The organism is Paenibacillus marinisediminis (assembly GCF_054343325.1).
The window spans coordinates 1-301 of sequence record NZ_JBTGUH010000039.1; the positions used below are offsets into that span (position 1 = coordinate 1).

General features: G+C 53.2%; 3 tRNA genes. All 3 read left to right on the forward strand.

The annotated features are described in order from the left end of the window. The first annotated feature begins 29 nt into the window (after positions 1-29). Positions 30-105 (forward strand) — tRNA-Asn (locus ACXX53_RS23135). Positions 106-108: 3 nt separating this feature from the next. Next, a tRNA-Val gene (locus tag ACXX53_RS23140) sits at positions 109-184 on the forward strand. Between the two features lie 7 nt (positions 185-191). Next, positions 192-268 (forward strand) — tRNA-Met (locus tag ACXX53_RS23145). Positions 269-301 lie beyond the last annotated feature (33 nt).

Sequence of the window (301 nt, forward strand, 5' to 3'; positions counted from 1 at the left end):
TCAGGGTATATACCTTGAATAATTATTGTTCCCTGATAGCTCAGTTGGTAGAGCACTCGACTGTTAATCGAGTTGTCACAGGTTCGAGTCCTGTTCGGGGAGCCATATGGACGCTTAGCTCAGCTGGGAGAGCATCTGCCTTACAAGCAGAGGGTCGGCGGTTCGATCCCGTCAGCGTCCACCATCACTATCGCGGGGTGGAGCAGTTCGGTAGCTCGTCGGGCTCATAACCCGAAGGTCGTAGGTTCAAATCCTGCCCCCGCAACCAAATAAAATGCATGGAGCTGTGGTGTAGAGGCCT